We start from the raw sequence: 23,300 nt of genomic DNA on the forward strand, positions 1-23,300 counted from the left end.
ACATGCCTTCTAGCCTTCCGGCATGAGTTCTTCCCCCAGCACCCTGCCCGAAGCCCCGCCGGCGGCGGACCGGCGCCGGTGGCTCGCCCTGGCCATCGTGATGACCGCCGCCTTCATGGACCTCGTGGACGTCACCATCGTCAACATCGCGATCCCGTCGATCCAGCGGGACCAGGGCGCCACCTACAGCCAGATCCAGTGGATCACCGCCGGTTACGCGCTCGCGTTCGCCGCCGGACTCATCACGGGCGGACGGCTCGGCGACATCCACGGCCGCAAGCGGCTCTTCCTGATAGGCATCACCGGCTTCACCGTGGCCTCCGCGCTGTGCGGTCTGGCCGCCAACCCGGAGATGCTGGTCGCCTCCCGCATCCTCCAGGGCGCCATGGCCTCGCTGATGGTGCCGCAGGTGCTGTCCATCGTGCACGCGACATTCCCCGCGCACGAGCGCGGCAAGGTCTTCGGGCTCTTCGGCATGATCGTCGGCCTGGGCGCGGTCTCCGGACCGCTGCTCGGCGCGCTGCTCACGGAGTGGAACCTCTTCGGCCTGGAGTGGCGGCCGATCTTCCTGATCAACCTGCCGGTCGGCATCGCGGGCGTCCTCCTCGGCCGGAAGTTCATCACGGAGTCCAAGGCCCCGAGGGCCCTCAAGCTCGACCTGGTCGGCGTCGTCCTGGTCACCCTCGGCATGCTGCTGCTGATCTACCCCCTCACCCGCGGCCGCGAGCTGGGCTGGCCGACGTGGGGGTACGTCATGATGGCCGGCTCCCTCGTCGTCTTCGGCGCGCTGGTCGCGTACGAGAGGTGGAAGACCGCGAAGGACGGCTCGCCGCTCGTGGAGCTGTCGCTGTTCAAGGTGAAGAGCTTCGCCGCGGGCATCGCCGTGCAGACCGTCTTCGGCGTCGTGATGGGCATCTTCTTCCTCGTCTGGACCCTGTACATGCAGCTCGGCCTCGGCTGGACCCCGCTGCGCTCGGGTCTGACGGGCGTGCCGTTCTCGATCGCCGTCTCGGCGGCGGCGGGCATGTCGGTGCAGAAGCTGGTGCCCCGCTTCGGCCGCAAGGTGCTCCAGGCGGGCGCCCTGACGATGGCCGCGGGCCTGCTGGTCTACATCTGGGAGGTGGACCGGTACGGCACCGGCATCGCGCCCTGGCAGATGGCGCTGCCCCTGGTCGTGATGGGCGTCGGCATGGGGCTCATCGTGGCGCCGCTGACGGACGCGGTCCTGTCCGACGTGCCGCGCGAGCACGCGGGTTCGGCCTCCGGGCTCATCAACACCGTGCAGCAGATGGGCACCGCGCTCGGCCTCGGCCTGGTGTCGGTCGTCTTCTTCGGCGTGATCGACGAGGAGGTCGCGCCGTACCGGCTCCCCGCGGAGTTCGAGGCCGGCTTCGAGAACGCGCTGGGGTGGGCGGCGGGCGTGCTCGTGGTCATCTTCCTGCTCATGTTCGCGCTCCCGGCGAAGCCGAAGCAGCAGGTGGAGGGCGGCGCCCCCGTCGCGCCGGAGCCCGAGGCGCCCGAGCGCGAGGCCGCGCTGAGCCACTGACACCGGGGCGCGGCCCTCTCCCGGGGCGGACCCCGCGCCGAGCGATGCCGTGCCCAGTGCCGTGCGACCCCCGTGCCCCTCAGGGCGCGGGGGTCCGCGCGTTTCTCGGCCTCTGCCCTGAGCCCGCTTGTGCCCACTTCCTGCCCGAACTTGTTTACTTTCCGCCTACCCGGCCGTACTCTGCCGGGGAAACCACAAGCTCGGGCATGCGGCGGAGGCAAACGGACATGTACGCACCGGAGCGGCAGCAGGAGATCCTGCGGCTCGCACGCGACGGCGGGCGGGTGGACGTCCTGTCGCTGGCCGAGGAGTTCGCGGTCACCGCGGAGACCATCCGCCGCGACCTGAAGGCGCTGGACCGCGCCGGACTCGTGCGCCGCGTGCACGGCGGGGCCATTCCGGTCGGGCGCCTCGACTTCGAACCGGACCTCGCCGAGCGCGAGAGCACCGCCGCCGACGAGAAGGACCGCATCGCCCGCGCCGCCCTCGCCGAGCTGCCGGCCGAGGGCAGCGCCGTCCTGGACGCCGGCTCGACCGTCGCCCGGCTCGCCGCGGCCCTCCCGCTGGAGTCGACGCTCACCGTCGTCACGCACAGCCTGCCGACCGCCGCCCGCCTCGCCGACCACCCGGGCATCCAGCTGCACCTCATCGGCGGCCGGGTCCGGCGGCGCACGCGGGCGGCCGTCGACGCGTGGGCCCTGCGCGCGTACGGGGAGATCCGCGCCGACGTGCTCTTCCTCGCCGCCAACGGCTTCTCCGCCCAGGCCGGCCTCACCACCCCCGACCTCGCCGAGGCCGCCGTGAAGCGCGCCGCCGTCGCCGCCGCCCGCCGGGTCGTCCTGCTCGCGGACTCCGCCAAGCACGGCCAGGAGCACTTCGCCCGCTTCGGCGACCTCACCGACGTCGACCTGCTGATCACGGACACCGGCCTCGCCCCCGAAGACGCCGCCGCCATCGAGCGCGCGGGCACGGAAGTAGTACGCGCATGATCCTCACCGTCACCCCGAACCCCTCGCTGGACCGCACCTACGAGGTCCCCGCACTCGACCGCGGCGAGGTCGTCCGCGCCACCGGCGACCGCATGGACCCGGGCGGCAAGGGCGTCAACGTCTCGCGGGCCGTGGCGGCGGCGGGCGTACGCACCATCGCCGTGCTGCCCCTCGGCGGCGCCCCCGGCGCGCTGGTCGCGGCCCTCCTCGACGAACAGGGCATCGAGGCCGCCCCGGTGCCGGTGGCCGGGCAGACGCGTTCCAACATCGCCGTCGCCGAACCGGACGGCACCCTCACGAAGATCAACGCACCCGGTCCCGAACTGTCCGGGGCCGAGGCGACGGCCCTGCTCGCCGCCGTCGGCGAGAAGTCCGCCGGCGCCGACTGGATCGCCTGCTGCGGCAGCCTCCCGCGCGGCCTCGCCCCCTCCTGGTACGCCGAGCTGGTGGCCCGCGCCCACGCCGCGGGCGCCCGGATCGCCCTGGACACCTCGGGCCCCGCCCTGCTCGCTGCGCTCGCCGGGCGCCCGGACGTCGTCAAGCCCAACGCCGAGGAACTGGCCGCCGCCGTCGGCCGCCCCCTCGCCACCGTCGGCGACGCCCTCAAGGCGGCGGAGGAGCTGCGGGCGCTGGGCGCGCGCGCCGTTCTCGCCAGCCTCGGCGCGGACGGCCAGCTGCTCGTCGACGACGCGGGCGCGCACTTCGCGAGCGCCCCGGTCGCGGCCGTACGCAGCAACGTCGGCGCCGGTGACTCCTCCCTGGCGGGCTTCCTGATCGCGGGCGGCCACGGGCCAAAGGCCCTCGCCTCCGCCGTGGCGCACGGCGCCGCCGCGGTCCAGCTGCCGGGCAGTGTGATGCCGGCGCCCCGCGACCTGCGGCCGGACGCGGTCACCGTGACGGCCGAGGTCCCGCTGGACCGCGTCCTGACGGAGCCCGCCGCGTGAACCGCCCCGCCCCCGTCCCCCCGAAAGCCCCCGCCCGCCGGGCGATACGCGTGCGAAGGAGCCCGCGATGACCGAGATGATCACTGCGGACCTGGTCGACCTCGATCTCGACCGGTCCGCGGAAACCAAGGAGGCCGCGGCGCGCTCCCTGGCCGAGCGCATGGCGGCCCTCGGGCGCGTGAGGGACCTGGACGGCTTCCTCGCCGACGTCGCGGCCCGCGAGGCGCAGATGCCGACCGGCCTGGACGGCGGCATCGGCATCCCGCACTGCCGCAGCGCGCACGTTACCGAGCCCACCCTGGCGTTCGGCCGCTCGGCCCGGGGCATCGACTTCGGGGCGCCGGACGGACCGGCCGACCTGATCTTCCTCATCGCCGCCCCGGCGGGCGCGGACGACGCCCATCTGACGATCCTGTCGTCGCTGGCCCGGCAGCTGATGGACGCCGAGTTCACGGCCGCGCTGCGGGCCGCGACGGACGCCGGGACGGCCACGGACCTGATCCGGGGCACCCGGCCGGCCGACGGGGAGCCCTCTGCCCCCTCCGAACCTTCCGCGCCCTCCGAACCTTCCGCGCCCTCCTCGCCTTCCGAACCCTCCGTGTCCTCCGCGTCCGGCGCGGACCAGGAGCCTGCCGAGCCGCGGACGCGGGACGACGGGACGCCGGCGGAGCCGTTCCGCGTCGTGGCGGTGACGTCCTGTCCCACGGGCATCGCCCACACGTACATGGCGGCCCAGGCACTGGAGAGCGCGGCCCGCGAGGCGGGCGTCGAGATCAGCGTGGAGACGCAGGGCTCGGCCGGCTTCACCCGCCTGGACCCGGCGGTCGTCGCCGCGGCGGACGGCGTCCTGTTCGCCCACGACGTCCCCGTGCGGGACAAGACGCGCTTCGCGGGCAAGCCCACCGTTGACGTGGGCGTCAAGGCCGCCGTCAACCGCCCGGCGGAACTCCTCGCGGAAGTCCGCCGCAAGGCGGCCCGCGGCGAGACGACGCCGGCGCCGGACAAGCCGTCCCCGGTCGAGAGCGCGGGCGACAGCGACGACGGTTACGCCACCAAGCTCCGCAAGTGGCTGATGTCCGGCGTCAGTTACATGGTCCCCTTCGTCGCGGCCGGCGGCCTGCTCATCGCCCTCGGCTTCGCCATCGGCGGCTGGAAGATCGACAAGGCGCCGTCCGTCGCCGAGCACTTCATCTGGACGGAGCACACCAGCTGGGCCGCGCTGCTGTTCCAGATCGGCGGACTCGCCTTCGCCTTCCTGGTCCCGGTCCTCGCGGGCTACATCGCGTACGGGATGGCGGACAGGCCCGGCCTCGTCCCCGGCTTCGTGGGCGGATCGGTCGCCGTCACCATCAAAGCGGGCTTCCTCGGCGGGCTCGCCGCCGGTCTGATCGCGGGTGCCGTCGTCCTCGGCATCCAGCGGGCCCGCGTCCCGGCCGTGCTGCGCGGCATCATGCCGGTGGTGGTGATCCCGCTGATCTCCTCGGCGGTGGTCGGCTTCCTGATGTTCCTCGTCGTCGGCAAGCCCATCGCCTCGCTCCAGAGCGCGCTGACCGACTGGCTGGAGGGCCTGTCCGGCGCCAACGCCGTCATCCTCGGCGTCATCCTCGGCCTGATGATGTGCTTCGACCTCGGCGGCCCGCTGAACAAGGTCGCCTACGCCTTCGCGATCGGCGGCCTCACCCACCCGACCGACGGCGGCCTCAAGGTCATGGCCGCGACGATGGCGGCCGGCATGGTCCCGCCGCTGGCCATGGCCCTCGCCACGACCGTGCGCGGGCGCCTGTTCACCGCGCCCGAACGGGAGAACGGCAAGGCGGCCTGGTTCCTCGGCGCCTCCTTCATCACCGAGGGCGCGATTCCGTTCGCGGCCGCCGACCCGCTGCGGGTCATCCCCGCCTCGATGGCGGGCGGCGCGGTCACCGGCGCCCTGTCGATGGCGTTCGGCTGCACACTGCGCGCCCCGCACGGCGGTGTCTTCGTGGTCCCGCTGATCGGGGAACCGTTGCTCTACCTCGTCGCGATCGCCGCCGGCGTCGGCGTGTCCACGCTCGTGGTCGTCCTGTTGAAGAGCGCCCGCAAGGCGACACCCGTGGACGCCACGACCGAGGCGCGGACGGCGGCCGGGACGGACGCCACGGAGCGGGTGCCGACGGCCGTCTGACCCAGGGGGGTGGTGCGACGTGCGTCACTTCGGGACCTAAGCCCCATAACCCCCCTGTCGGAAGTCCCCTCCCTTGTTGTCTACTGGGCCGCATGTTCCGGGATGTCTCGATCGTTCAGCAGCTGGGCGTGGCCGTGCTCGCCGTGGCGACCGCGGTCTGGGCCGTCGGCCTGGTGCGGGTGATGCGCAGGGAGCGCACCCAGGCAGGGGCGGGGCGCCAGGCCCACGGCCTGGGCGTCCTGCCCGGCCAGCAGGGCCCACCGCACTGGGAGAGCGTGGAACTCACCTCGGCCGAACGGGCCGCCTTCGCCGGTCTCGTACGCCAGTTCGGCGAGCGGCGCCCTTAACCCGCCGCCGTGTTCCCGGCTCTGCGCTCCATCGCGGCGCGGGCCGCCTCCTGGGTCGCGTACACCTCGCACATGTGGCGGCCGTCGGGGGTCAGCGTGTGCTCGACCTCCCACAGGCTGACCTCGCCGCCGTCGAAGAGCAGGAACGCGTGCTCGTAGAGCGCGAAGCCGGGACGCGCCCCGCCCGTGAGGGCGGGACGGCCGAACGCCTGCGTTATCTGGTGCGCGAACGCCGAGCGCAGCAGCCGCGCGACGTCCTCGCCGGGGCGGTCCGCGTTCTCCGCGCGGCGCAGCAGTCTGCGCGCGTGGTCCGCGGAGTCGTCCGACACGTACGTGTGGCGCGGCGCGGGGTCGGCGGGCATCTGGAGCGGCAGAGGCCGGCCGCGGTCGGGCGGATCGGGCGGCAGCGGCAGCCGCGAGGTGGCGACGCCCGCCTCCTCCTCGTCGGCGTACAGCTCGTACGTCGGGGCGCTGCCCGGCGAGGTGTTGTGCACCAGTTCCCAGAGGGTGAGCACGGACGCGTCGGCGAGGAGCCAGGTGTGTCTGTACGTCTCGCGGTGCAGGCCGGCGCTGTGGTGCGCGGAGTGCAGGGCACTGTCGTGGGCGAGGGCCGAGTCGAGGCGGGCCAGCACCTCGTCCGGCAGGTCGAAGGAGTTGAGGGCACGGCCGAGGAGTCGCTCGAGATGCTCCTCCGGGGAGTGTGGGTCGGGCGACTCGGGTGGCTCGTACGCCGTGTCGTACGGAACGCTCAAGGCTTCTCCCGGCGTTGCTGCATGTCACCTGGTGAGTGCATACCGTAGCCCCTGGATCGGACATCATGCCCGGGAACGGGAAAACGCGCGAGCCACGTGGCAAGTTCCCACGTGGCTCGCGCGGTTGGTCCGGGCCGGCGGCGTCAGCTCGCGCTGCCCGCCGTCCACTCGCTCCACGACATGTTCCAGCCGTTGAGGCCGTTGTCCGGGGCGATCGTCTTGTCGGGCGAGCCCTTGACGGTCACGACGTCACCGATCAGGGAGTTGTTGAAGAACCAGGCACCCATGGTGTTCGGGTCGCCCGCACCGCGCGCGTCCTGGAGGCCGACGCAGCCGTGGCTGGTGTTGGCGCTGCCGAAGACCGAGGGCGAGCCCCAGTAGTTGCCGTGGATGAAGGTGCCCGACGTGGACAGGCGCATGGCGTGCGGCACGTCCTTGATGTCGTACTCACCGCCGAAGCCCACCGTGTCGCCGTTCATACGGGTCTGGGTGAACTTCTCGGAGATCACCATCTTGCCGTTGTACGTCGGGTTCGAGGGGCTGCCCGCGGAGATCGGGACGGTCTTGATGACCTTGCCGTCCCGCTCGACCGTCATCTTCTTGGCCTGCACGTCGACGGTGGAGACCTGCGCGCGGCCGACGGTGAAGGTGACCGTCTTGTGCTGCACGCCCGTGATGCCGTTGCCGCCCTTCACGCCGTCCAGGTCGATCTTCATGGTGACCTTGGAGCCGGCCTTCCAGTACTCCTCGGGCCGGAAGTCCAGGCGCTGGTCGCCGAACCAGTGGCCGACGACCTTCTGACCGCTGCTGGACGTCACCGTGATGTGCGACTGGACGTCCTTCTTCTGCGTGATCGCCTTGTCGAAGTTGAAGGAGACCGGCATGCCGACGCCGACGGTGGCCCCGCCGTCCGGGGTGTAGCTGCCGATGAAGCTGTTGGCGGTGGAGACGGTGGTGAACGTCGCGTTCTCCGTCGCCGCGTTGCCCTTGGGGTCCTTGGCGTTGGCGGTCACCTTGTACTTGGTGCCGCGCTCCAGCTGGCCCTTTGGCTTCCAGGAGGTGCCGTCGCCGGAGAGGGTCCCCTCCACCGCGGCGCCGGACGTCACCGACGTCATCTTCACGCTCGTCAGCTTGCCGCCCTTGACCTTGACGCTGGTGGCGTTGATCGAGGCGTCGGTGGCGCCGTCCTTGGACGAGATGGTGATGTCGGCGCCCTTGGCCGACTCGTTCGCGCCCTTCTTGTCGTCCTTGGCACCCGCGTCCCCGCCACAGGCGGTGAGGGTCAGCGCGCCCACGGCGGCGAGCGCGGTGGCGGCCAGCAGGGCACGGCGCCGGGGGTTGACTATGACTGACCTTGTCACGAGCTGCTCCAAGTACGGGTTCTGATCCAGTACGAGTAAAGAGCGGCCCGGCGTGCGGAGTAGTTCCCTCCGCCGTGTGTGAGCGCGGGCACATTTATGGCGCCCAATTCGGCCACCTGGGCGGGCATTTACCCCATGGCTGCCCCTTTGCCCCGCCCGGCGGCCGGGAAGCGAGGCCCCGGATAGAGGTCGAGGTACGCCGGGAACGCGCCGCCCGGCGTCCGCACCGACTCCGCCGCCAGCAACGCCCGCACGATCGACGCCGTCACGAGGTCGGCACCCGCGGCGAGGATCTCGTTGAGCGCCAGCGGGTTCCCGGCGTCCAGCGGGCGCTCCCCGGTGGCGAGCGCGAAGACCGTGTCGCCGTCGTTGAGCAGGTGGACGGGGCGCACGGCGCGCGCCATCCCGTCGTGGGACGTGCCCGCGAGCTTCCGCGCCTGAGCCTTGGTCAGGTCCGCGTCGGTGGCGACGACGGCGAGGGTGGTGTTGAGGGGCGGCGGCCCGTGCTCGGCGGCGGCCTCGGCCAGATGCCGCAGCGCCTCCTCGTGGACCTCCGGCGCGGGGTACTCGACCCGCCGCCCCTCGAAGTACCGCCCGTACAGCGCGCCCGTCCCCGGGTCGACCCCCGACCCCGCCGCGTTCGCCACGGCCAGCGCCGCGACGGTGACGCCCGAGCCGAGACGGACGCTCGCGCTGCCGACACCGCCCTTGAACCTGCCGACCACGGCCCCGGTCCCCGCGCCGACGTTGCCCTCCACGACGGGGGTGAACGGCTCGGTGCGCGCCGCCGCCTCCACCGCCGCCCGGCCGGTCGCCGCGTCCGGCCGGGCCCGGAAGTCACCGCCCCGGCCCAGGTCGAACACGCAGGCGGCCGGCACGACGGGCACGACGTGGGCGGGATCGGCGCCGACGCGCACCCCGCGCCCGTGCTCCTCCAGCCACGCCATCACCCCGGCCGCCGAGTCCAGGCCGTACGCGCTGCCGCCGGTGAGGACGATGGCCTCCACGCCCCGCACGAGGTTGCGCGGGTCGAGGGCGTCCGTCTCGCGGGTGCCGGGCCCGCCGCCGCGCACGTCCACGGCGGCGACGACGCCCCCCTCGGGCGCCAGCACCACGGTGGTGCCGGTCAGCCGCCCGTCACCGGTCAGGGTGGCGTGCCCGACGCGCAGCCCCGCGACGTCGGTCAGGGAGCCACCCGCGCCGGCGGTCACCGCGCTCGCAGTCACGGCGCTCGCGGTCACCGCGCTCGCAGTCACCGCGCTCGCGGTCACCGTGTTCAGGGAGTCAGGGGCGGAGTCAGGGGTCATACGCCGATGCGTATCACGCCCGGCGGCTCGTCCGGGAGGTGAGCGTCACCCCCGTCGCGACCGTCGCCGTCGCCACGAGCCCCGCGACGAGCACCGCCCAGCGCCCGGCGAACGTACTCGCCAGCGTCGCCAACGCGCTCACCGGCAACACCATCTGCTGGGCGAGCCCCACCTTGAAGTACCGCGCGTGCAGCGCCCATACGGTGATCAGGTACAGCGCCGTCGGCACCGTGACCGCGGCGGACGCGGCCGTCGTCGACAGATGCGCCTCGCCCACGGCCTGTTCGACCGCCACCTCGATCCCGGCACCGATCGCCGCGGCCGAGCCGAGGATCACGTAGTGGCCGTATCCCCACAGGAACGCCTGGCGGTTGTCGCGCAGCAGCCCATGGGCCGGCACGACGAAGTAGATCCACCACGCGGCGAAGACGATGAGCAGACCGCCCGCGGCGATCGGCAGGAGTTCGTCCAGGGCGTCGTTCTCCTCGATGCCCGACTTCACCGCGACCGTCGCCGCCGCGATCGTCTCGCCCAGCACGATGATCGTGAAGAGGCCGTACCGCTCCGAGATGTGGTGCGGGTGCCAGGCCGTGGTGTACGTCCGCTCCGCGATCACCGGCACGCACATCTCGGCGACCGCCATCACGAGGAACAGCCACAGCCGGCCGTCCTCCGGAAGGAACAGCAGCCCCGACCAGCCGATCTGGCAGAGCACCACGCCGGTCGCGTACCGCAGGGCGGTCGTGCGCTCCGCGCCCGTCGCCGCCCTCGCCGCGCGCAGCCACTGGGAGGACAGGGCGATCCGCATGATGAGGTAGCCGAGCCAGATCAGCAGGAAGTCGTGCTCCTGGCAGGCCTTGGAGACCCCGGCCGCGAAGACCAGGACGCCGGCGATCTGGATCAGTGTGACCACACGGAACAGCGCGTCGTCGTTGTCGTACGCCGAGGAGAACCAGGAGAAGTTGACCCAGGCCCAGAACAGCGCGAAGAAGACCATCGCGTAGTTGAGGACGCCCTCGCCCGCATGCCCCTCGGCGACGGCGTGCACCAGCTCCACACCGGCCTGGGCGACCGCCACGACGAAACAGAGGTCGAAGAAGAGCTCCAGCGGTGTCGCGGCCCGGTGCCGCTCCTCCCGCCCTCGCGCGAGGAGCGGCCGCAGGGGCCCGGCCGGGGCGGAGGAGTCGGAGGCGTGCGAGGGCTCGGAAGGCCGTACGGGGTCGGAGGACCGTGCGGGGTCGGGGGAGGGGGAGGCGTGGGAGCGGTGCAAGGGGTCGGGGGAGTGTGGGGAGTCGGCGGGGTGTGGGGATGACGTCATGCGGACCACAACAGCAGACGCCGCGCGCCGATCCGGGACCCGGGGGGCCCGCAGGATCCGAAGCCTTGCCGAGCTTCACGCCTTTGGGCTCGCTCGCCCGCTTCCACATGCGGCGCGGATCGCCGAGACCGAGGAGATGGGGATCTTCGCGCCCCAGGGCCTCCAGGCCGTCTGACAGCCACGGCCGGACGCGGCCGACGTACCCTTGAAGCATGCCGACGTACCCTGGAGGCATGAGTACCGCCCCCGCCCCCGAATCGCGCGATCCGGAGGAGCCGAAGAAGCCGAAGCACGTGCTGATCTTCGACGATCCGCTGTCGCAGCAGTCTTCGGACGATACGGACCGAGGGTGGGGTGAGCGGGCCGAGTCGGGCGGTGGCAGCGCCGCCGACCTGGCACGCTTCCTCGACGAGAAGCCGCCCCACCACCTCTGAGCCCCGCCCCACCACCTCTGGGCCCGGGCTACTGCTTGTAGGGCCCCGAGCCGCGCTGCGCCACCAGGGCGTCGCGGATCTCCTTGAGGACCTCCAGCTCGGTGACCTCCATGACCTCCTTCGTGCCCTCCCGCTCGGCCCGCCGGGCCGCGACCCGCGCGAGGTACTTGGCCATCGGCAGCACCATCAGGAAGTACACGATGGCCGCGGTGATCAGGAAGCTGAGGACCGCGCTCAGCACGGAACCCCACATGATGGGGATGCCGTTGACGACCTCGCCCGCGGCGTTCGTCTCGCAGGGAGACTTCAGGCACGAGCGGTAGTGGTCGAGGTCCTTGGTGCCGAAGGCGCCGACCAGTGGGTTGATGACCCCCTTCACCAGCGAGTTCACGATGTTCGTGAACGCGGCGCCGATGACCACCGCGACGGCCAGGTCGACCACATTGCCGCGCATCAGGAAGGCCTTGAAGCCCTCCCAGACGCCCGGTTCCTTCTTCTCGCTCACCACGAGGCCTTTCGTCGCACGTGCAGGTTGCGGAACAAACAACTCCGCAACCTACGCCAGAGCGTGGACGGCCTGTCCAATTCGCTCTCACGAACGAGCGACGTGACCGGGTGCCCGTACGACCGCGTACGACGCCGATCATCGCAACGTCACCGCCAAGCGGGCGTTCGCCCCTGCCCCGGCGAGCCGTGACGCCGTGTCGCGCGGCACCGAGAGCACCACCAACGCCCCGCTCTCGGCGGGCCCTTCCGGCTGTTCCGGCACCTCGGACACCCGGGCCGCGGCCGCCACCACCCGGGGCTTAGCGCCGCCCCCCGGCGTGCCCTCGGCGGCGATCACGTCGACCCGGTCGCCGGGGCGCAACAGGCCCGCGGTGGTCGCGTCCGCGATGCGCACCGGCGCGCTCACCGTCTCCACGGCCCGCCCGCGCTCCCGCGAGGGCTCGGCGGACGCCGCCGGGCCAGGCGGCCGGTCCTCGCCCGGCGGCCCCGAGGACGCGAGGGCCGCCGCGGTCATCGCGAGTCCCACGGCCAGGGCCCGCCGCCGGTGGCGCAGCAGCCGGCGCAGCCGGGGATGCCCGCGGCGCACCCGCACGGGCGTGAAGTGGGGGACAGGGCAGCCGTCGGCCGGCCGGGTCCGGGAAGGGAGTTGGGTCACGACAACCACCGCCTGCGGTGCGAGGACTGGACTCTTCCGCACCCACGATGCAGGTCTGCGCCGATCCCCGCTGAGGCCCGTGGACTACCCACCGGTTGTGGACAACTCCCTCACCCGAAGGAGCAATTCCGCCCACCGCCCACCGCCCACCGCGCCCCCACGGCGCCCCCGCCGACCCCCACCGCCGCGCCCCCGCCCAAGCCCAGGCTGAGGCCCCACCCCAGGCCCGGCCCCTTCACGGCAACCGGAACCCCGGATCCATCCCGCCCAGCGCCCCGGCACACAAGCAATCCCGCTCCCCGGCCCCGGCCCCGCCACCGTCCCCCGCCCCCGGCAGCCCCGCGATGGCGTCGAACAGCACGCCCCGCAGCCGGTCCACATTCGCGGCGAACACCTGGAGCACCTCCTCGTGCGAGACGCCCTCGCCAGTCTCCGCGCCCGCGTCCAAGTCGGTGACCAGCGTCAACGACGTGTAGCAGAGCTCCAGTTCCCGTGCCAGCACAGCCTCGGGGTGCCCGGTCATGCCCACCACCGACCAGCCCTGGGCGGCGTGCCAGCGCGACTCGGCCCGGGTCGAGAAGCGCGGTCCCTCGACCACGACGAGCGTCCCGCCGTCCACCGGCTCCCAGCCGCGTCCGCGCGCGGCCTCCAGCGCGGCGGCCCGCCCGACGGGGCAGTACGGGTCGGCGAGCGACACGTGCACCACCCGGGGCACGGTGCCGTCCGGCAGCGGCACCCCGTCGAAGTACGTCTGCGTCCGCGCCTTGGTGCGGTCCACGAGCTGATCGGGCACGAGCAGCGTCCCCGGCCCGTATTCGGCGCGCAGCCCGCCGACCGCGCACGGTGCGAGCACCTGGCGCACGCCGACGGAGCGCAGCGCCCAGAGGTTGGCGCGGTAGTTGATGCGGTGCGGCGGCAGGTGGTGGCCCCGGCCGTGGCGGGGGAGGAAGGCGACCCGCCGCCCCCCGGCCTCGCCGAGGAAGAGGGAGTCGCTCGGGGCTCCGTAGGGGGTGTCGACCTGGATCTCGGTCACGTGGTCGAGGAAGGAGTAGAGACCGGAGCCGCCTATCACGCCGATCTCGGCCCGGGTCACGTTCGCCGTGTTCACCATGGGCCGCACGGTATCCGCCTCGCGGGACACGCTGAAGCCCCCGTCCTCCGGCTCGCGGAGGCACGCCGAAGCCCCGCCGTCCGACTCGCGGGGACACGCCGAAGCCCCGCCGTCCGGCTCGCGGAGGCACGCCGAAGCCCCGCCGTCCGACTCGCAGGGACACGCCGAAGACCCCGCCATCCGACTCGCGGGGAACACGCCAAAGCCCCGCCGTCCGGCTCGCGGAGGCACGCCGAAGCCCCGTCACCCGGCTCGCGGGGACACGCCGAAGACCCCGTCGTCGCGGTGGACGGCGGGGCCTTGCGGAAGAAGCCTGGAAGCCCTAGGCGGCCGAGCTCGAAGCCGACGAGGAGCCGGACGACGACCCGGAGGACGACGAGGACGAAGAAGTCGAGGAGGCCGCGGCGGAAGTCGTGGAGGACTTCGTGTCGGACGTGGACTTCGACGGCGTGCTGCTGGACGACGAGCCGCGGCTGTCGTTGCGGTAGAAGCCGGAGCCCTTGAAGACGATGCCGACCGCGGAGAACACCTTCTTGAGGCGTCCGTCGCAGCTCGGGCACACGGTCAGGGCGTCATCAGTGAACTTCTGCACCGCCTCGAGGCCCTCGCCGCACTCGGTGCACTGGTACTGGTACGTCGGCACTTGCTTCCTCCTGGCACTCTCACTCGATGAGTGCTAACGACGATCCATAGTGACGTATTCCGGGGGATCAGTCCACCGTGACCGGCACGCGGTGACCGACGCCACGCGCGACGGTGCGGCCCGAGTCCTTCGGGACGAGCCGCGAGCGCAGGGTCACGAGGACCGCCAGGGCCAGTGCGGTGCCGCCCAGCGGGACCAGGAACCCGGCCCCGTCCCAGAAGTGGTCCTCCAGCTGTCCCGCGACCGTGACGGCCGCCGCCTGGCCGAGCGCGACGGCGCCGGTCAGCCAGGTGAAGGCCTCCGTGCGGCCGGTCGGTGCGACCAGCTTGTCGACCAGCGTGTAGCCGGTGATCAGCGCCGGCGCGATGCAGACGCCGACCAGCAGGCCGAGGCCGGCGAGCAGCAGCGCGGAGTGCGCGGCCCACAGGCCCGAGGCCATCAGCGTCAGGGCCGCGTACGCGACCAGGAGGCGCCGCTGCGGGGAGACCTTCCAGGCGATGGCGCCGCAGACGACCCCGGAGAGCATGTTGCCCGCCGCGAACGTGCCGTAGAGGACGCCGTTGAGGCCGGGCTCGCCGATGGACTCGGTGAAGGCGGCCAGCGAGACCTGCATGCCGCCGAAGACGGCGCCGATCCCGAGGAACGTGACGATCAGGACCCGCACTCCGGGGACCCGCAGCGCCGAGACGTGCTCCACGCGCGCGTGGCCCTCGTCCTGGGAGGACGGCTTGGGCTGGGTGCCCTTCTGCGCGGCGAACAGCAGACCGCCGACCAGCGTGAGCCCTGCCTCCGTGAGGAGACCCGCCGAAGGGTCCACACCGGTGCACAGGGCGGTCGCCAGGAGCGGCCCGAGGACGAAGGTCAGCTCGTCGGTGACCGACTCGAAGGCGGCCGCCGTGGTGGCCAGCGGGGAGTCCTGGAGCTTGACGCCCCAGCGGGCCCGCACCATGGGGCCGATCTGCGGCGTCGAGGCACCCGCGGGCACGGCGGCCACGAAGAGGGCCCACAAGGGCGCGTCGGAGAGCGCGAGCACCGTCAGGGCGATGACGGACGCGCTGTGGACGAGGACGCCGGGCACCAGCACGGCGCGCTGCCCGAACCGGTCGGCGAGCTTGCCGCTGAAGGGGGCGAACAGCGCCATGGAGACGCCGGTGGCGGCCGAGACGGCGCCCGCGGCACCGTAGGAGCCGGTGGTGTGCTGGACCAGCAGGACGATGGAGATCGTCAGCATCGCGAACGGCTGTCGTGCCGCGAAGCCGGGGAGCAGGAACGTCCAGGCGCGAGGGGTGCGCAGGAGCTGTCCGTAGCCCGGGCGGGATGCGGTGACCGTGGATGCCACGGCCCGTGCCTTTCTGCCGCCTGGTAGCGCCCGTGCGGGGGCGCCGAGAGCTGTCCTCTTGCGCGGAACTGCGGTAGATGCCGGGGCCCACTGCGAGGGCGCCACGGCCGCCATACGGTCGCGCCAGCCCTGCGTCAGGCAGAGTTGGTTCGATCAGGTGACCTTTACAGGTCCCTTTATCGTACAGGCAAAGGCCTCATCTGCCCCTGTGATCGCAGCCGATGAGACCCCCGCCACCTACGATTGGTGTTTTTCTCCGTCGTTTCCCAGCCAACTGGCGAGCTTTCCGCCGTGGCCCACCGCGCGCAGCCGCCGCTCGGCCGCGTCCCGCACCGGGTCCGTCGCCACCACGAGCAGCTCGTCGCCGCGCCGCAGCACGGTCGTGGGCAGCGGCACAAACGATTCGCCTTCCCGCACGATCAGCGTCACGGCCGATCCGGCGGGCAGGCGCAGCTCGGCCACCTCGACGCCGTGCATCCGCGAGCCCTCGGGGATGCCCACCGACAGCAGATGGCCCTGGAGCCGCTCCAGCGGCGCGGACTCGATGCCGAGGTCGGCGGCCTCCGGGGAGCCGCCGATGTGCAGCAGCTTGGCCAGCCAGGGCAGCGTGGGGCCCTGGACGAGGGTGTAGACGACGACGAGCACGAAGACGATGTTGAAGATCCGCTGACTGTCCTCGACGCCGCTCACCATCGGGATCGTGGCCAGGATGATGGGCACGGCGCCGCGCAGCCCGGCCCAGGACAGCAGCGCCTTCTCCTGCCAGGGCATGCGGAACGGCAGGAGGCTCAGCACGACCTCCAGGGGGCGCGCGACCATCGTCAGGACCAGGCCGATGACGATGGCCTGCCAGGTGTCGTCGAGCAGCTCATGCGGGGTGACCAGCAGGCCGAGCAGGACGAACATGCCGATCTGGGCGAGCCAGCCGAGCCCCTCGGCGAAGCCGCGGGTGGCGGGCCAGTGGGGCAGCCTGGCGTTGCCGAGGACCATCGCGGCGAGGTAGACGGCGAGGAAGCCGCTGCCGTGCGCCATGGCGCCGGCGGCGTAGGCGGCGACGGCGATGGCCATGACGGCGATGGGGTAGAGGCCGGAGGCGGGCAGCGCCACGTGCCGTAGGCCGTAGGCGCCGAGCCAGCCGACCGCGATGCCGATCGTGGCGCCGATCGCCAGCTCCAGGGCGATCTTGCCGACCAGCAGGTACCAGTCGTCCACCGGGCCCGCCGTGGAGAACGCCACGACGAGGATCACCACGGGGGCGTCGTTGAACCCCGACTCGGCCTCCAGGACGCCCGTGATGCGCGAGGGGAGCGGCACCTTCCGCAGCACCGAGAAGACCGCCGCCGCGTCCGTCGAGGAGACGACCGCGCCGATGATCAGCGCGGGCCGCCAGTCCAGCCCCACCAGGTAGTGCGCGCCGGCCGCCGTGACGCCCACGCTCACCGCGACCCCGAGGGTCGACAGCACGGCCGCGGCGGGCAGGGCGGGCCTGATCTCTTTCCACTTCGTGCCGAGGCCGCCCTCGGCGAGGATCACGACCAGGGCGGCATAGCCGATGACCTGGGTCAGCTCGGCGTTGTCGAAGTGGACGTCGCCGATGCCGTCCTGGCCCATGACGACGCCGATGCCGAGGTAGAGGAGCAGGCTGGGAAGCCCGCTGCGGGACGAGACGCGGACCGCCGCCACCGCGACGAGCAGGACGAGCGAGGAGACGAGCAGGAGCTGGTTGAGGTGGTGGACAGTCAGGGGCCGTTCCTTCCTCCGTGCGCGCACAAGCACTTCTTGCGAGCCAAGTACTTCGTTACCTTACCTAATTGTTAACGCCTTCTTGATGCTCTCGAACGCGCATACGATCTTCTGGGGTCCGGTTCCTGACTCCGCGTCCGGAGTCACAACGCCCTGCGCCTATGGTTGCTCCAGCGCTCCCAGAGCCGCCCACTCGACAGCACAGCCCGCCCTGCCGCTCGCGTAAGGACAGCAAGGACAGCGATGCCCTCCAACACCACCGCCTCTTCCGGTCATAAGTCCGGCAAGAAGAAGGGGCGCCGAGCCCGACTCGTCGTGATCGTCCTGGTCCTGGCCATCGTCGGAGGCATCGGCTTCGGCGCGTACTGGAGCATCAGCGCCGTGCGCTCCTCCTTCCCGCAGACCAAGGGAACGATCAAGCTCGACGGCCTCTCCGGCAACGTCGAGGTGAAGCGCGACGGGAACGGAATCCCGCAGATCTACGCCGAGTCCGACGCCGACCTGTTCATGGCACAGGGCTTCGTCCAGGCGCAGGACCGCTTCTGGGAGATGGACGTCCGCCGTCATATGACCTCCGGGCGGCTCTCCGAGATGTTCGGCAAGAGCCAGGTCAAGAACGATGAGTTCCTGCGCACGCTCGGCTGGCACCGGGTGGCGAAGAAGGAGTACGACTCCAAGCTCTCCCCGGAGACGAAGAAGTACCTCCAGGCCTACGCCAAGGGAGTCAACGCCTACCTCGACGGCAAGGACGGCAAGGACATCTCCGTCGAGTACGCGGCGCTCGGCTTCACCAACGACTACGAGCCGCAGAAGTGGACCCCGGTCGACTCCGTGGCCTGGCTCAAGGCCATGGCCTGGGACCTGCGCGGCAACATGCAGGACGAGATCGACCGCTCCTTGATGACGAGCCGCCTCGGCCCCTCGCAGATCAAGGACCTGTACCCGGAGTACCCGTACAAGCGGAACAAGCCGATCGTGCGGGAAGGCGCGTACGACGGTCTCGGCAAGAAGTACGACCCCAAGGGCACCGGCGCGCAGTCCGGCACCGGGGGGACCGGTACGGGCACGGGAACCGGCACGGGCGCCGGGGCCGGCGGGACCGGCACGGGGACCGGCACCGGCGGCGCCGCGGGCTCTGGCGGCGGCACGGCGGGCTCCGGCCTCGCCGGTGGCGCCCAGAGCCCCGACGGCCTCCAGTCGCAGCTCTCGGGCCTCTCCGACGCCCTGGACGGGGTCCCCGCGATCCTCGGCCCGAACGGCAACGGCATCGGCTCGAACTCCTGGGTCGTCGCCGGCGAGCACACGATCACCGGCAAGCCGCTCCTGGCGAACGACCCGCACCTGGCGCCGCAGCTGCCCTCCGTCTGGTACCAGATGGGCCTGCACTGCCGTTCGGTCTCGGACAAGTGCCGCTACGACGTCTCGGGCTACACCTTCTCCGGCATGCCCGGCGTGGTCATCGGCCACAACCAGGACATCGCCTGGGGCATGACGAACCTCGGCGCCGACGTCACGGACCTGTACCTGGAGAAGTTCACCGGGGACGGGTACCAGTACGGCGACAAGGTGGTGCCGTTCACCACGCGCGACGAGACCATCAAGGTCGCCGGCGGCAAGGACAAGACCATCAGGGTCCGCGAGACCAACAACGGCCCGCTCATCTCCGACCGCGACGACGAGCTGGTCAAGGTCGGCAAGAAGGCAGGCGTCGACAGCGCCGCCCCCGACCGGGGCGACGGCTACGGAGTGGCGCTGCGCTGGACCGCGCTGACCCCCGGCCGTTCCATGGACGCCGTCTTCGAGCTCAACCGGGCGACGGACTTCAAGGAGTTCCGCAAGGCGGCCGCCTCCTTCGAGGTGCCCTCGCAGAACCTGATCTACGCCGACACCAAGGGCAACATCGGCTACCAGGCGCCTGGCAAGATCCCCACCCGCGGCAAGGGCGACGGCTCGCTCCCCGCGCCCGGCTGGGACCCCGCGTACCGCTGGGACGGCTACATTCCGCAGAGTGCGCTGCCCTACGAGTACAACCCCGAGCGCGGCTACATCGTCACCGCCAACCAGGCCGTGATCGACGACGGCGACAAGGCGAAGTACCCGTACAAGCTCACCTCGGACTGGGGCTACGGAGCGCGCAGCCAGCGGATCGACGACCTCATCCAGTCGAAGATCAAGAACGGCGGCAAGATCTCCACCGAGGACATGCGCCTCATGCAGATGGACAACAGCAGCGAGATCGCCAAGCTGCTGGTGCCCAAGCTGCTGAAGATCGACGTCAAGGACAAGTACGTCCGCGAGGCGCAGAAGCTCCTGGAGGGCTGGGACTACACCCAGGACGCCGACTCGGCGGCGGCCGCGTACTTCAACTCGGTCTGGCGCAACATCCTCAAGCTCGCCTTCGGCAACAAGCTCCCCAAGGAGCTGCGCGTCAAGGGCCAGTGCCTGAACGTCGAACCGGCCGGCAACACCGGCCCGGCCGACGAGGGCAAGAAGGTGCGCGAGTGCGGTGAGCGGGACGCGGACTCGGCGCAGCCGGACGGCGGCGACCGCTACTACGAGGTGATCCGCAAGATCATCGACGACCGGACCAACGCCTGGTGGAAGACGCCGGCGACCCGCACCGACCGGGCGACCAAGACGCGCGACGACCTGTTCGCGCGGGCCCTGGAGGACGCGCGCTGGGACCTGACGGCCAAGCTCGGCAAGGACGTCGACAGCTGGAGCTGGGGCCGTCTGCACCGCCTCACGCTGAAGAACCAGACGCTCGGCACCGAAGGACCGGGCTGGCTGCAGTTCGTGCTCAACCGCGGGCCGTGGAACCTCGGCGGCGGTGAGGCCGCGGTGAACGCCACCGGCTGGAACGCGGCGGGCGGCTACGGCGTGGTGTGGGTGCCGTCGATGCGCATGGTGGTGAACCTCAAGGACCTCGACAAGTCCAAGTGGATCAACCTCACCGGTGCCTCGGGGCACGCGTACAACGCGCACTACACCGACCAGACCGACAAGTGGGCCAAGGGCGAACTGCTGCCGTGGGCCTACACCGACAAGGCGGTCGAGAAGAGTACGAGCGACAAGCTGGTCCTGCGCCCCTGACCGGGACCGGCCCCCGCTGAAAGGGCCCTCCACGCGCGCGTGGAGGGCCCTTTCGCGTGGCGCGCGGCCCTACGCGGGCTCAGCGGAAGCGATGCACCCCGGAGGGCGTCACGGCGGCGCGCACCGGGTGGTCGTGGGCCTCGGCCGGGACGTGCGCGAGCACTTCGGAGTCGTACAGGAGCACCACGAGCGCGGGATCGGCGCCCGCGCGCTCCAGCCGGGCCAGGACGCGGTCGTACGACCCGCCGCCCCGCCCGAGCCGCGTCCCGTGTCCGTCCACCGCGAGCCCCGGCAGCAGCACGGCGTCCGCCTCCAGGACGGCCGCCGGGCCGAGGCGGGCCCCGGCGGGTTCGAGCAGCTCGATCCTGCCCTGGTGCCGCACGCGCACGAGGGAGCCCTCGCCGTCGTACGCGGCCCAGTCCAGGTCGTTGTCCGCGAGCAGCACGGGCAGCAGGACCCGCGTCCCGCGCGCGTGCAGGGCGTCGAGCAGCACGCGCGTGCCGGGCTCACCGCCCACGGACACATACGCCGCGACCGTGTCCGCCCCCGCCAGCTCGGTCAGCTCCAGCGCGCGCTGCGCGAGAGCCACCGCCGCCTTTCGTACGTCATCCCCCGTCAACCCGCTTCTCACCGCGAGGAGGCCTCGTCGCAATGTCCGCTTGGTTGGCTGGCCGCAGGCCTCGGGTCCGTTCATGGATTACTCACAAATCCTTCCTGATGACGCATATGCCATCTAATTGGCTGGACTCACAGATTCCGCACATAACCACCGGATATGGTGGGCCGCATGACTGAGTCTCACTCCCCCCGCCCCCGGATCACCAAGGCGGTCATCCCGGCGGCCGGCCTGGGCACGCGCTTCCTGCCCGCCACCAAGGCGACGCCCAAGGAGATGCTGCCGGTCGTCGACAAGCCGGCGATCCAGTACGTGGTCGAGGAGGCCGTCTCCGCGGGACTCGACGACGTCCTCATGATCACGGGCCGCAACAAGCGCCCCTTGGAGGACCACTTCGACCGCAACTACGAACTGGAGTCGGCCCTCCTGAAGAAGGGCGACGAGGCGCGGCTGGCCAAGGTCCAGGAGTCCAGCGACCTCGCGACGATGCACTACGTCCGCCAGGGCGACCCCAGGGGACTCGGTCACGCCGTCCTGTGCGCGGCCCCGCACGTCGGCCGCGAGCCGTTCGCCGTCCTCCTCGGCGACGACCTCATCGACCCGCGCGACCCCCTGCTCGCCCGCATGGTCGAGGTCCAGGAGCGGCGCGGCGGCAGCGTCATCGCGCTCATGGAGGTGGCCCCGGAGCAGATCCACCTCTACGGCTGCGCCGCCGTCGAGGCCACCGAGGACGGCGACGTCGTCAAGGTCACCGACCTGGTCGAGAAGCCCGACACCGCCGACGCGCCCAGCAACTACGCGATCATCGGCCGCTATGTCCTTGACCCCAACATCTTCGACGTACTGCGCAAGACCGAGCCGGGCCGCGGCGGCGAGATCCAGCTCACCGACGCGCTCCAGCAGCTCGCCGCCGACGAGAAGGTGGGCGGCCCGGTGCACGGCGTCGTCTTCCAGGGCCGCCGCTATGACACCGGCGACCGGGGCGACTATCTGCGTGCCATTGTCAGACTCGCGTGCGAACGTGAAGATCTGGGTCCGGAGTTCCAGGCCTGGCTTCGCCGTTACGTCACCGAGGAGATGTAGCACTTTGAGCAGCAGCACGACGACACCGAGCACCGGTCAGGACGCGCTCTGGTCGGTTCAGGAGCATCTGGACGACGTCCTCGCGACCGTCCGCCCGCTCGAACCGATCGAGCTCCAACTCCTCGACGCCCAGGGCTGCGTCCTCGTCGAGGACGTGACGGTGCCCGTCTCGCTGCCGCCCTTCGACAACAGCTCCATGGACGGGTACGCGGTACGGGTCGCCGATGTCGCGGACGCCAGCGAGGAGTTCCCCGCCGTCCTGCACGTCGTCGGCGACGTGGCCGCGGGCCCCGGCGAGCAGCCCACCGTCGGCGCGGGCCAGGCCGCCCGCATCATGACCGGCGCGCCCCTGCCCCCCGGCGCCGAGACCGTCGTGCCCGTGGAGTGGACCGACGGAGGCCTCGGCGAGGGCCCCGTCACCGGGATGCGCGCCCACAGCGCGGCCCCCGAGGGCGCTTTCGGCGAGGTCCGCGTGCACCGCCCCGCCGAGGCACGCGCGCACGTCCGCGCGCGGGGCAGCGACGTCCGGGCGGGCGACCGCGCCCTGGACGCGGGCACGGTGCTCGGCCCGCCGCAGATCGCCCTGCTCGCCGCGATCGGCCGGGGCACGGTGCATGTGCGCCCGCGCCCCCGCGTGGTCGTCATGTCCACCGGCAGCGAACTGGTCCAGCCCGGCGAGTCGCTGGCGGACGGTCAGATCTACGACTCCAACAGCTTCGCCCTCACCGCCGCCGCACGCGACGCGGGAGCCATCGCCTACCGCGTCGGCGCGGTCGCCGACGACGCCGAGACGCTGCGCTCCACCATCGAGGACCAGCTCATCCGCGCCGACCTCGTGGTCACCACGGGCGGCGTGAGCGTGGGCGCGTACGACGTGGTGAAGGAGGCCCTGACCTCCCTGGGCGACCCCGACGAGGAGAGCGGCATCGGGGCGGGTGGCGGCGTGGAGTTCCGCAAGCTGGCCATGCAGCCGGGCAAGCCGCAGGGCTTTGGCACCATCGGCCCCGACCACACCCCCCTGCTCGCCCTGCCGGGCAACCCGGTGTCCTCGTACGTCTCCTTCGAGCTCTTCGTGCGCCCCGCGATCCGCACCCTGATGGGTCTGCCCGAAGTGCACCGGACGGCCACGCGCGCGAAGCTGACCGCCGACAAGGCGCTGCGCTCGCCCGAGGGGCGTCGGCAGTTCCTCCGGGGCAGGTACGACGCGCAGGCGGGCACCGTGCGTCCCGTCGGGGGCTCGGGCTCGCATCTGGTCGCCGCGCTCGCGCAGGCCGACGCGCTGATCGTGGTCCCCGAGGACACCACGTCGGTGGAGCCGGGCACGGACGTCGACGTGGTCCTGCTCGGCTGA

Annotated in this window: 20 protein-coding genes; 9 read left to right on the top strand and 11 right to left on the bottom strand. The window is 72.0% G+C overall.

Translation table 11 applies throughout. The features are described from left to right. Nucleotides 1-22 precede the first annotated feature (22 nt). The 5 genes from ACZ516_RS17255 (at nt 23) to ACZ516_RS17275 (ending at nt 5,987) form a co-directional block, all read left to right on the top strand. A complete protein-coding gene (locus ACZ516_RS17255; RefSeq protein WP_361077900.1) occupies nt 23-1,546 on the top strand; it encodes an MFS transporter in 1,524 nt (507 codons plus the stop codon). A 227-nt stretch (nt 1,547-1,773) separates the two neighbouring features. Then, complete coding sequence (locus ACZ516_RS17260) at nt 1,774-2,535, top strand: DeoR/GlpR family DNA-binding transcription regulator (RefSeq protein WP_361077897.1); 762 nt, start codon at nt 1,774-1,776, stop codon at nt 2,533-2,535. Next, complete coding sequence (gene pfkB / locus ACZ516_RS17265; protein WP_469010874.1) at nt 2,532-3,479, top strand: 1-phosphofructokinase; 948 nt, start codon at nt 2,532-2,534, stop codon at nt 3,477-3,479. Before ACZ516_RS17260 ends, pfkB begins: the two co-directional genes overlap by 4 nt. Nucleotides 3,480-3,546: 67 nt before the next feature. After that, nucleotides 3,547-5,640 (top strand): PTS fructose transporter subunit IIABC, encoded by a 2,094-nt coding sequence (locus ACZ516_RS17270; protein WP_469010876.1) that lies wholly within the window; start codon nt 3,547-3,549, stop codon nt 5,638-5,640. Between the two features lie 92 nt (nt 5,641-5,732). Further along, the gene (locus ACZ516_RS17275) at nt 5,733-5,987 is read left to right on the top strand and encodes a hypothetical protein (RefSeq protein ID WP_469010878.1); all 255 of its coding nucleotides are present in this window, start codon (nt 5,733-5,735) and stop codon (nt 5,985-5,987) included. Here the strand turns inward: ACZ516_RS17275 and ACZ516_RS17280 are convergent. The 4 genes from ACZ516_RS17280 to ACZ516_RS17295 form a co-directional block, all read right to left on the bottom strand. After that, on the bottom strand, nt 5,984-6,739 hold the full coding sequence (locus ACZ516_RS17280; protein WP_469010879.1) for a DUF6227 family protein: 756 nt from the start codon (nt 6,737-6,739) through the stop codon (nt 5,984-5,986). The two genes, ACZ516_RS17275 and ACZ516_RS17280, sit on opposite strands and share 4 nt — an antisense overlap. A gap of 143 nt (nt 6,740-6,882) precedes the next feature. Further along, nucleotides 6,883-8,100, bottom strand: a complete 1,218-nt coding sequence (locus ACZ516_RS17285; RefSeq protein ID WP_358583733.1) for a L,D-transpeptidase — start codon at nt 8,098-8,100, stop codon at nt 6,883-6,885. 128 nt (nt 8,101-8,228) lie between these two features. Beyond that, a complete protein-coding gene (locus ACZ516_RS17290; protein WP_469010881.1) occupies nt 8,229-9,407 on the bottom strand; it encodes a P1 family peptidase in 1,179 nt (392 codons plus the stop codon). A gap of 13 nt (nt 9,408-9,420) precedes the next feature. After that, nucleotides 9,421-10,725, bottom strand: a complete 1,305-nt coding sequence (locus tag ACZ516_RS17295) for a low temperature requirement protein A (RefSeq protein WP_469010882.1) — start codon at nt 10,723-10,725, stop codon at nt 9,421-9,423. Nucleotides 10,726-10,958: 233 nt separating this feature from the next. Here ACZ516_RS17295 and ACZ516_RS17300 point away from each other — a divergent pair, with 233 nt between their 5' ends. Next, the gene (locus ACZ516_RS17300) at nt 10,959-11,159 is read left to right on the top strand and encodes a hypothetical protein (protein ID WP_469010884.1); all 201 of its coding nucleotides are present in this window, start codon (nt 10,959-10,961) and stop codon (nt 11,157-11,159) included. A gap of 28 nt (nt 11,160-11,187) precedes the next feature. Here the strand turns inward: ACZ516_RS17300 and mscL are convergent, their stop codons facing one another. The 6 genes from mscL to ACZ516_RS17330 all read right to left on the bottom strand — a co-directional run bounded on the left by mscL (nt 11,188) and on the right by ACZ516_RS17330 (nt 17,184). Further along, on the bottom strand, nt 11,188-11,664 hold the full coding sequence (mscL, locus tag ACZ516_RS17305) for a large conductance mechanosensitive channel protein MscL (protein WP_469010885.1): 477 nt from the start codon (nt 11,662-11,664) through the stop codon (nt 11,188-11,190). Between the two features lie 138 nt (nt 11,665-11,802). Then, nucleotides 11,803-12,321, bottom strand: coding sequence for an RcpC/CpaB family pilus assembly protein (locus ACZ516_RS17310; RefSeq protein ID WP_361077876.1), 519 nt, complete (start codon nt 12,319-12,321; stop codon nt 11,803-11,805). A gap of 235 nt (nt 12,322-12,556) precedes the next feature. Then, nucleotides 12,557-13,432: an S-methyl-5'-thioadenosine phosphorylase gene (locus ACZ516_RS17315; protein WP_361077873.1), complete on the bottom strand. Its 876-nt coding sequence runs from the start codon at nt 13,430-13,432 to the stop codon at nt 12,557-12,559. Between the two features lie 322 nt (nt 13,433-13,754). Next, a complete protein-coding gene (locus tag ACZ516_RS17320) occupies nt 13,755-14,075 on the bottom strand; it encodes an FmdB family zinc ribbon protein (RefSeq protein WP_469010886.1) in 321 nt (106 codons plus the stop codon). A gap of 67 nt (nt 14,076-14,142) precedes the next feature. After that, a complete protein-coding gene (locus ACZ516_RS17325; protein WP_358699004.1) occupies nt 14,143-15,414 on the bottom strand; it encodes an MFS transporter in 1,272 nt (423 codons plus the stop codon). Nucleotides 15,415-15,651: 237 nt separating this feature from the next. Beyond that, nucleotides 15,652-17,184, bottom strand: a complete 1,533-nt coding sequence (locus ACZ516_RS17330; RefSeq protein ID WP_467464353.1) for a potassium/proton antiporter — start codon at nt 17,182-17,184, stop codon at nt 15,652-15,654. A gap of 216 nt (nt 17,185-17,400) precedes the next feature. Between ACZ516_RS17330 and ACZ516_RS17335 the strand changes: the two genes are divergently transcribed. Beyond that, a complete protein-coding gene (locus ACZ516_RS17335) occupies nt 17,401-20,250 on the top strand; it encodes a penicillin acylase family protein (RefSeq protein ID WP_469010888.1) in 2,850 nt (949 codons plus the stop codon). A gap of 79 nt (nt 20,251-20,329) precedes the next feature. On the opposite strand, the gene ACZ516_RS17340 is transcribed toward ACZ516_RS17335, so the two are convergent. Then, entirely contained in the window at nt 20,330-20,944 is a 615-nt protein-coding gene (locus ACZ516_RS17340; RefSeq protein ID WP_361077861.1) for a 5-formyltetrahydrofolate cyclo-ligase, read from the bottom strand. Between the two features lie 93 nt (nt 20,945-21,037). Here ACZ516_RS17340 and galU point away from each other — a divergent pair, with 93 nt between their 5' ends. Together galU and glp are read left to right on the top strand one after the other, a co-directional pair. Beyond that, the gene (gene galU, locus ACZ516_RS17345; RefSeq protein ID WP_361077858.1) at nt 21,038-21,949 is read left to right on the top strand and encodes a UTP--glucose-1-phosphate uridylyltransferase GalU; all 912 of its coding nucleotides are present in this window, start codon (nt 21,038-21,040) and stop codon (nt 21,947-21,949) included. 4 nt (nt 21,950-21,953) lie between these two features. Then, a complete protein-coding gene (gene glp / locus ACZ516_RS17350) occupies nt 21,954-23,300 on the top strand; it encodes a molybdotransferase-like divisome protein Glp (RefSeq protein WP_469010889.1) in 1,347 nt (448 codons plus the stop codon).

This window comes from Streptomyces sp. NPDC034037, from assembly GCF_055575715.1.